Annotated in this window: 4 protein-coding genes and 1 pseudogene; 3 read left to right on the top strand and 2 right to left on the bottom strand. The window is 21.8% G+C overall.

Going from position 1 to position 8,499, the window contains the following annotated elements; translation table 11 throughout:
- Nucleotides 1-1,301: 1,301 nt before the first annotated feature.
- Together KHD59_RS02160 and KHD59_RS02155 are read right to left on the bottom strand one after the other, a co-directional pair.
- On the bottom strand, nucleotides 1,302-1,640 hold the full coding sequence (locus tag KHD59_RS02160) for an SVM family protein (RefSeq protein WP_238120346.1): 339 nt from the start codon (nucleotides 1,638-1,640) through the stop codon (nucleotides 1,302-1,304).
- A gap of 18 nt (nucleotides 1,641-1,658) precedes the next feature.
- Nucleotides 1,659-2,132, bottom strand: coding sequence for an SVM family protein (locus tag KHD59_RS02155; RefSeq protein ID WP_238120337.1), 474 nt, complete (start codon nucleotides 2,130-2,132; stop codon nucleotides 1,659-1,661).
- Between the two features lie 895 nt (nucleotides 2,133-3,027).
- Between KHD59_RS02155 and KHD59_RS02150 the strand changes: the two genes are divergently transcribed.
- From KHD59_RS02150 to KHD59_RS02140, 3 genes and pseudogenes are all read left to right on the top strand, one after another.
- The gene (locus KHD59_RS02150; protein ID WP_215419683.1) at nucleotides 3,028-3,540 is read left to right on the top strand and encodes a hypothetical protein; all 513 of its coding nucleotides are present in this window, start codon (nucleotides 3,028-3,030) and stop codon (nucleotides 3,538-3,540) included.
- 906 nt (nucleotides 3,541-4,446) lie between these two features.
- Nucleotides 4,447-4,668 (top strand): annotated as a pseudogene (locus tag KHD59_RS02145) (group II intron reverse transcriptase/maturase); the annotation flags it as partial.
- A gap of 2,556 nt (nucleotides 4,669-7,224) precedes the next feature.
- Nucleotides 7,225-7,803 carry an SVM family protein gene (locus tag KHD59_RS02140; RefSeq protein WP_215419684.1) on the top strand — a complete coding sequence of 193 codons (579 nt, stop codon included), beginning with the start codon at nucleotides 7,225-7,227 and terminating at the stop codon, nucleotides 7,801-7,803.
- The last annotated feature ends 696 nt before the right edge of the window (nucleotides 7,804-8,499 follow it).

Raw genomic sequence — 8,499 nt, 5'->3', positions numbered from 1 at the left:
ATAGCCTGGAGTGATAATCTCCAGAGGTCACGTAAACGCATAGCAGGTGGCTTGATTAATTGTCTTGAAAGAGTAATTAATAACAGCAAAAGCACGCAAGCGCGATGAGACGAAATATCTAGTCAATAAGTCAGCGCCAGACCAGAAGTGAAGGAGAAGGTGAAAATCCCTAAGCAGTTAAAAAGGCATATAGTGATTAATACAAATCCGCAGAAAGATATTGACACTGTGATGAAAAAAAGATTAATGAAAATATTATTCGTTTCATTAAAATTATCTGTAAGATTAAATTATTTAATTCCTTTTTCTCTATATATTTATAATGAAAAATAGATTTCATGAATGCCTTTAATCTTTAACTGCTTAGGGATTTTCACCTTCTCCTTAACTTCTGGTCTGGCGCTGACTTGTGACTAGATATCTCATCACCTTTGCATCTTTATGTGTCATCCTCTTCAAGACAATGCCCTGTCTTCTGTAATCAGAATATCTCCAAACTGATAACGGAATTATGCGCATCTTTTCGCCTTAATGCCGAACCAAGATGACACGTTAATCTATTGAATTTATGGCCTCTTTACGCCCTCTTTCATTTTAAATATACTATATAATAAAAATTTTATAAAACATAAATACAATTTAATAATAAAATTATGATCATATTATATAGTTATTAAAGCTATAATAATACTTTATCTTTAATTTATATTTTCTATCTAATGCTTATTTTAAATATACTATACATAATAAAGAAATAACCTTAGCCATATATAAATTGCTAATTTTATAATTTCAATTTTTATAATTGACCAAAAAACAAATATTTTATTGATAATAAACCAATGTTATTAAGCACACAACACTACAAAAGACTTATTTTTCTTAAACAAAACAATATTAAAATTTTAAAATAAGCAATATACAATAATAAAATCAATTCAATTTTAATTAATAATTAATTGTTTTATTTAATAGAATTTATAAATTAGACTGCTTTAGATTTTTAAAAAATTAGGATTTTTTATTAATAAATTTTGGTTTTCTTGTATTCGAAAGCAAAGAACCTCTCTTTTTAGAGAGAAGGTTTATTTTGTTTAATTCAATTGATTAAAAAAATGAGTATTTTAACGTTTTGCGAGTGTTATTATGAATAAATTGTCGAGAATAGGCGATTGATTCATTTGGCATTAGATTTATTCTTGATTTTGATTTATCATAGTGTTCTTCTGGTAACTATTATTAATTATTTCTATCATTTCTTGCATTAATAATAGATAATTTGCTCTAATATTTTATTTGATTTAAAGGTAATTTGTGGTTATTTGTTGTTGAATATTTAAGTGTTTTTGTTGAGTTAAACCAATTTGTTTATATATCATTTCAAGCCATTCAAATAAAGTTTTGTCATTTTCTGAAACTTGATGTTTCAAAGCATTAATAACTTCTTGCGCTTTGATTCGTTGTTCTAATAATAAATTTTGATATTTACTATATTCTCCTAAAGAATTATAAATATTGTTACTTGTTCCAGGATCATTATTATTCATCGCTTTAATTTGATTATTATTAATTAAAAATAATTCCATTAAACTCAATAAACAAATACTTATTATTTTAAATTGATTTGATAATTTTAACATTAATTAAATCTCCTATAATTATTTATAATTATTTTTTTTGGAACTTTCTGGTTTATCAATGGAAGGTGTATGAGAATAATTTTTTCTTAAGTTCATATATTGAATATTATCATCTGATGAATTATTTTCATTATTTTCTATTGTTGAAATGATATTTTGTTGAGAACTTTGAGGTTGATCATGACGAGTAGTTAATAATTGATTATTTTTTTTTCTTTTATTATATTTATTGATTTTCGCGGTAATAGCATTTTTTTCATTTAAAAGTTCTGTTTTTTTGTCGCTATCAAATTTAAAATGTGTTAATTCGTTTTGTATTACGAATTCCGCTTGTAAATGCCAAGCATATTCTGCATCATTGGAAATTTCATTATTATTACTATATTTGTTACCCATAGCTATTACTTTATTATTATAAAAAATAAATAATATTCCTAAAAAGATTAGTAAATAAATAATAATTATTTTAAAGTGATTTCGTAATGTAAACATTTATTAAATCTCCTTTTACTTTTTTAAATTTTAATTATATTATAATTAAAATTTTATGTTTTTTTTAAGAAGATAACGCTGAACTTTGATTTTGTAAATATTTTTATATCATCTCGTTTTCTTTTGATTTATTTTTATTTATTGTAATACCATTATCGGAAATCTTCAATTTTCAAAAATATTCATTAATTTTTATATATTAGATCGTATAATTATAAGAAATTGTTATCATATAACTATAAAAAGTAATTTATCTTTTCTATATTCAATAATTAATTATATTAATTTAAGTTTAATTATTAACATAATATAAAAAAATTGAATAAATATATTTATTAAATTTTTACAATTATATATTTATAAATAATTAAAAATTTGTAATTACTACATTTTTTTAAAATATTAAAAAAGTAATTATTTTTATCTTTTTTTAAATAAAAATAATTTTTAAAAAAAATAATAAATATATAATTATTGATTTTTTTATATTAATTCTTTTTAACTTATTTAAATATATTTTGCAAATTATAATTAACTTATTGATTTAAAAAAATTTATTTTTTAAAAAATAATATATAATATTTAAATAAACAAAGAAACAATTATTATATTATAATTGCATTTTATTATATATTGATAATATATAATTTACTATTATTGATATTAAAATTAAAAAAATAATGTGTATAATAAATTAAATTTTTTAAAATTTAAAAAAATATTTTCATTTTTTACACAACAATATTTTTTAATTTATTATTTATAGAAAAATTAATAAATTTAAAATGAATATATAAATTTTTATTTTAAAAATTAATTTTAAAATAAATAACATTTTAATCAAATAATATAATATATTTTTTTGTAAATAATTTTTTTATTAAGGAGTTTTTTTATGTTATTATTTTTTAATAATTCAATAAAATATGGATATATTCTACATTTATTATTAGTGATTATGGTGATTATAATTGTTATTATAAATTTTTTCAGAAAGAGAAAAATTTTTAATAAATGTTTTCTTATAATAAAAGAAATTAATAAAACTAATGAATTTTTATATCAAATGACACAAGAACAAAAAAAACAATATTCTAAATGGATTTCAATTATAAATGATAAGTATTCCGAAATACAAAAATATTTACTTAGTCATGTAAATAATCCATTAGAGATATTAGCGAAAATAATAATTTTAAGCGAGTCACCTATTCTTTGTAATGTTTTCGATCACATAATATTGAAAATTTTTGGTTTTTTAATATTTTTTATAGTTCCTTTTATTTTTGAAATTATTAATCATTTTGTAATTACTAAGTATAATCAAAAATTTCAAGAATCATATTCAGTAATAAAACAAGTTAATGAAGATATTAAAAATCAACAAAATTCACAAAATATTAAGTAAAATACTAATTTTTAAGAAATTAAAAAAATTTAAATATTTTAGTAAAATTTAATTAAAAACATCTTTTTTATTAATAATATTTTTTTATTTTTGTGCAATATTTTTTAAGACTAACCAGAAATTTAGTCTTTTTTTAATTTTTAGAACAGATTTTATTTTTAAAATTAAAAATTATATTTAATATTATAATCTTTTTTAAAAATGATCATTTTTCAATTATTATTGTTATGATAAATAAGAAGTAATATTTATTATTTTTATCTATAAACTAAAAAATTATTTAACAAAAATAAAATATTTACATTATACCATTGGGCGTCAAAGATGCCTAAATTTCGTGCTATCTAACCAATAGCCAGGGCTGATAAACCCTGAAAGGATATGGTCGGTCGGGCAGACGAAAGAATGTCAGATTAGAGCAGACCATAAAAGCGGGTTGCGACGAAAGCAAATTAGTCAAGAAGACACTGCCACCGAATAATTCGATGGAGAAGCCTGAGATGGCCTAAGAAGGAAAATGGATGTAATTAATGAACCTATCTGTAAGTTGCTTTACCCAGATAGTCCAGAGTCTATCAATATTATAATGGTGTATTGGATAGTTTATCAAATAAAGAAACCTGGAATCAGCCTCTTAACGAGGATACTTCCCCTAAAGAATTAAGGTCGAAATTTAGCGTAACTTGGAGAATCCTAAAACTAGGTAATTAAATTTACCAATCCGGTAATAAAAGTCTGGATGGTCAAGGATAAAGCATCTTTTTAGTAGTCATAAGGGTAAACCTAAATTTGGAATAATTTAGTTAATCGACTTATCAAGAAGAGAGTTAATAGCTCTCATAGGGCGAAAGAAGAAAGTAATTTACTATTTATTCAATGGTATCGAGAGAAAGGAGTTGATATATTATGTCAACAACGGTTTCACCAGAAACTAAACTTTCGCGAACATTGAATAAAATTCAATATTGTTCATCAAACAGCTACTCTTTAAAAAGAGAACTCCAGCAGGGAATGAATAACTTTTACAACACGTTAACAGCGTTTAATAAAATCGCGGCTAACAGGGGCGCTGGTACACCCGGAATCGACAATAAAACCATCGATGGAATCAATCTGGAAAGATTAAAAGGTACATGATGGTTTTGTCGATTCAGAATAATATAACACCCCTGATAACCGCACGTTTTATTAAACGCTGTTAACGTGTTAAATTATTCATTCATGGATTCATAGAGTAACTGTTGATGAGGCTGTATTGGCGCATTCCGTGTTCAGTTTCTGGTGAGTATATCGCTCCTTTCTCTCACCGGTAATAAATAATCAAGTACTTTTCTTCTTTCGCCCTATGAAAGCGTAACTCTCTTCTTGACTCAAATCGACTGGTATTCAATTTAGGTTTACCCTTATGACTACTAAAAGATGTATCCTGACAAATCAACACTTATTACCGGTTAATTAATTACCTGGTTTAGGATTCTCCAGACCTGGGCAGCGAATCACAGGGAGAGTGTCGTTGAGCTGATTCAGATTTCTATTGTAAACTGTCAATACGCCATTGCAATGTGATCTATTTATCTGGTGAAATGGGGTCATTAATACATCCATTTCCTTCAGGCCATCTCCGGGCTTCTCCATCATTCATTGATGTCTTCTTGATATTGCTTTCGTCGCAACCCCTTTATGATCTGCTCCTGATGCGATAGTCTGCCCATTTCCCATTTATCTCAGGGTTTATCGGCCAATGAACAAATAGCACGAGCAAATCTTTAACTAATATTGTAAATATTTGCTTTATTAAATGATTTTTTAGTTTATAGATAAAACCAATAAATATTACTTCTTGTTTATCATAACAATAATAATTGTGAAAAATGATCAAGATATAATATTAAATATGAATTTTTAATTTTAAAATAAATCTATTCTAAAATTAAAAGACTCATTGAATCTTATATTGCACAAAAATAAAATATTATTGGCAAAAGATGTTTTTAGTAAATTTTACTAAAGCTAAATTTTTAATTTCTTAAAAATTAGTATTTTATAATATTTTATTATTTATGATTAATATCTTCTAACTATTTTATTACTGATATGATTGAAATTTTTGATTGTAATTACAAATGATTAACATTTCAAAAATACATAAAATATTAAAAGGCAAAGATTCAACCATAATGATCAGCTATCTGAAATAGGTGACACCATAAATATTGTACTTCTTATCTAATGGATTGACACATGACACAAAAATAAATATTTTGTATTTCGAAATACTTATCATTTATAATTAATCCATTTAAGTATTGTTTTTGTTCTTGTGTCATTCATTAGTTTTATTAAATTTCTTTGGTAAACATTTATTAAAAATTTTCTCTTTCTGAAAAATTTATAATAACTATAATCACCATAATCACTAATAATGTAGAATATATCCATATTTTAGTAATTATTAAAATAATAACATAAAACTCCTTAATAAGAATTATTTACAAAATATATTTATATTATTTGATTAAAATATTATTTATTTTAAATTAATTTAAAATAAAAAGAATTCTATATTCATTAGAATTATTAATTTTCTATAAGCAAATTAAAAATATTGTGTAAAATGAAAATATTTTAAATTTTAAAATTTAATTTATTACACATTATTTACAATTTTAATATCAATAATAATAATTATATATTATCAATATATAATAAAATACAGTATATATAATAATTATTTCTTTGTTTATTAAATATCCTATATTATTTTTAAAAAATAAAATTTTAAATCAATAAGTTAATTATATTGCAAAATATCTATTTAAATAAGTTAAAAATTAATATAAAGTCAATAATTATATATTTATTATTTTTAAAAATTATTTTGAAAAAGATAAAAAAATTACTTTTAATATTTTAAAAAATGTAATGATCTAAATTTTAATTATAAATATATAATTGTAAAAATTTAATAAATATATTATTCAATTTTTTTATATTATGTTAATGGTAAACTTAGGTAATATAATTGAATATTGAATATAGAAGATAAAATTACTTTTTATGGTATGATAACAATAATTTAATATACGATCTAACAAAGTGTGAATACGAAAATTGAAAATTTCCGATGTGTGATACAATAAATAAAAGAAATAGATCAACTTCGAATGATAAAATATTTGCAAAATCAAGGATTCAGCGTTATCTTCTTAAAAAAACATAAGATTTTAATTATCAACAGTAAAATTTAAAAAGTAAGGAGATTTAATAAATGTTTACGTGCAATCACTTTAAGGAGCAATTATTGTTGTTGCTAATCTTTACAGGAATATTATTTATTTTTTTATATTGTAGGGAAATGCTATGGGTAATAAATATGTGTGTGTGAAATTTCCAATGATGCAGATGCCCGGCATTACGAAGCGGAATTTATAAGTAACAAAAAACAGATAACACATTTAAATTGATGTGACTAAAAAAACGACTTGAAATGAAAGACGCATTGCCGCGGCGCAAACAACAATAAAGAAAAAAATAATCGTAATCTTTACTAAATCGTGATCAATGAAATATCATTTCAATAATGAAAATAATGAAATAATCGAATGTATTATGCTATGAACTTAAGAAAAGTGTACCTCTGATAAACCGAAGTTCCAAAGTATATTATTATAGGAGATTTAATTAATGTTAAAATTATCAAATCAATTTAAAATAATAAGTATTTGTTTATTGAGTTTAATGGAATTATTTTTAATTAATAATAATCAAATTAAAGCGATGAATAATAATGATCCTGGAACAAGTAACAATATTTATAATTCTTTAGGAGAATATAGTAAATATCAAAATTTATTATTAGAACAACGAATCAAAGCGCAAGAAGTTATTAATGCTTTGGAACATCAAGTTTCAGAAAATGACAAAAAACTTTTATTTGAACAGCTTGAAACGATACATAAACAAATTATTTTAACTCAACAAAAACACTTAAATATTCAACAACAAATAACTACCAAATTAATTTTTTTAAATCAAATAAAAATATTAGAGCAAAATTATTCATTATTAATGCAAGAAATGATAGAAATAATTAACAATACACCACTTTACGCTTCAGAAGAACAAATAAATCTTTTAAGAAATAAACAAATTATGATAAATCAAAATCAAGAACATATAAATCAAATTTTAGAGCAAATGAGAAATCAATCGCCTATTCCTCGAATTAATTTATCTCATAATAACACTTCGCAAAAACGTTAAAATAATTATTTTTTTAATCAATTGAATTAAAAATAAAAATAAAACCTCTCTTCCTAAAAAGAGAGGTTTTTTATTTCGAATCACAAGAAAACTAAAAATTTATTAATAAAAAAAATCCTAATTTTTTTAAAAAATCTAAAAAAGCAGTCTAATTTATAAATTTATTAAATAAAAACAATTAATTATTAATTAAATTATTGATTTTATTATTGTATATTGTTTATTTTAAAAATTTTTAATTTATTGTTTTGTTTTTAAATAAAAAAAATAGTCTTTTGTAGTGTTGTGTGTTTAATAACATTAATTTATTATCAGATTTAAGATAATAAAATATTTTGTTTTTTAACAATTATAAAAAAAATTGAAAATTATAAAATTGTGTATACTTATATATGGCTATACATTTTTTTATTATGTATAGTATATTTAAAAAAATATATTTAGATAGAGGGTATAAAAAAATATAAATTAAAAAGATAAAAGTACTATTATAGCTTTAATAATCCAGTATAATATGATCATAATTTTATTATTAAATTGTATTTATATAAGTTTTATAAAATTTTTATTATATAGTATATTTAAAAAAATATATTTAGAAAGAGGGCGTAAAGAGGCCATAAATTCAATAGACTAACGTACTATCTTATCCGGAATAAGGGCGCAAAAGATGCGCATAATTCCGCTATTTAACGA

It is taken from the genome of Sesame phyllody phytoplasma (genome assembly GCF_018390775.2).
In the GTDB taxonomy this organism is placed as follows: Bacteria; Bacillota_I; Bacilli_A; order Acholeplasmatales; family Acholeplasmataceae; genus Phytoplasma; species Phytoplasma australasiaticum.
Note: the sequence above shows the minus strand (reverse complement) of the source record. Positions and strands in the feature narration are given on the sequence as shown.

Bases quoted from the DNA above. Each gene is read 5' to 3' on its own strand.
- KHD59_RS02150 (WP_215419683.1), top strand. From the start codon at position 3,028: ATGTTATTATTTTTTAATAATTCAATAAAATATGGATATATTCTACAT.
- KHD59_RS02140 (WP_215419684.1), top strand. From the start codon at position 7,225: ATGTTAAAATTATCAAATCAATTTAAAATAATAAGTATTTGTTTATTG.
- KHD59_RS02155 (WP_238120337.1), bottom strand. From the start codon at position 2,132: ATGTTTACATTACGAAATCACTTTAAAATAATTATTATTTATTTACTA.
- KHD59_RS02160 (WP_238120346.1), bottom strand. From the start codon at position 1,640: ATGTTAAAATTATCAAATCAATTTAAAATAATAAGTATTTGTTTATTG.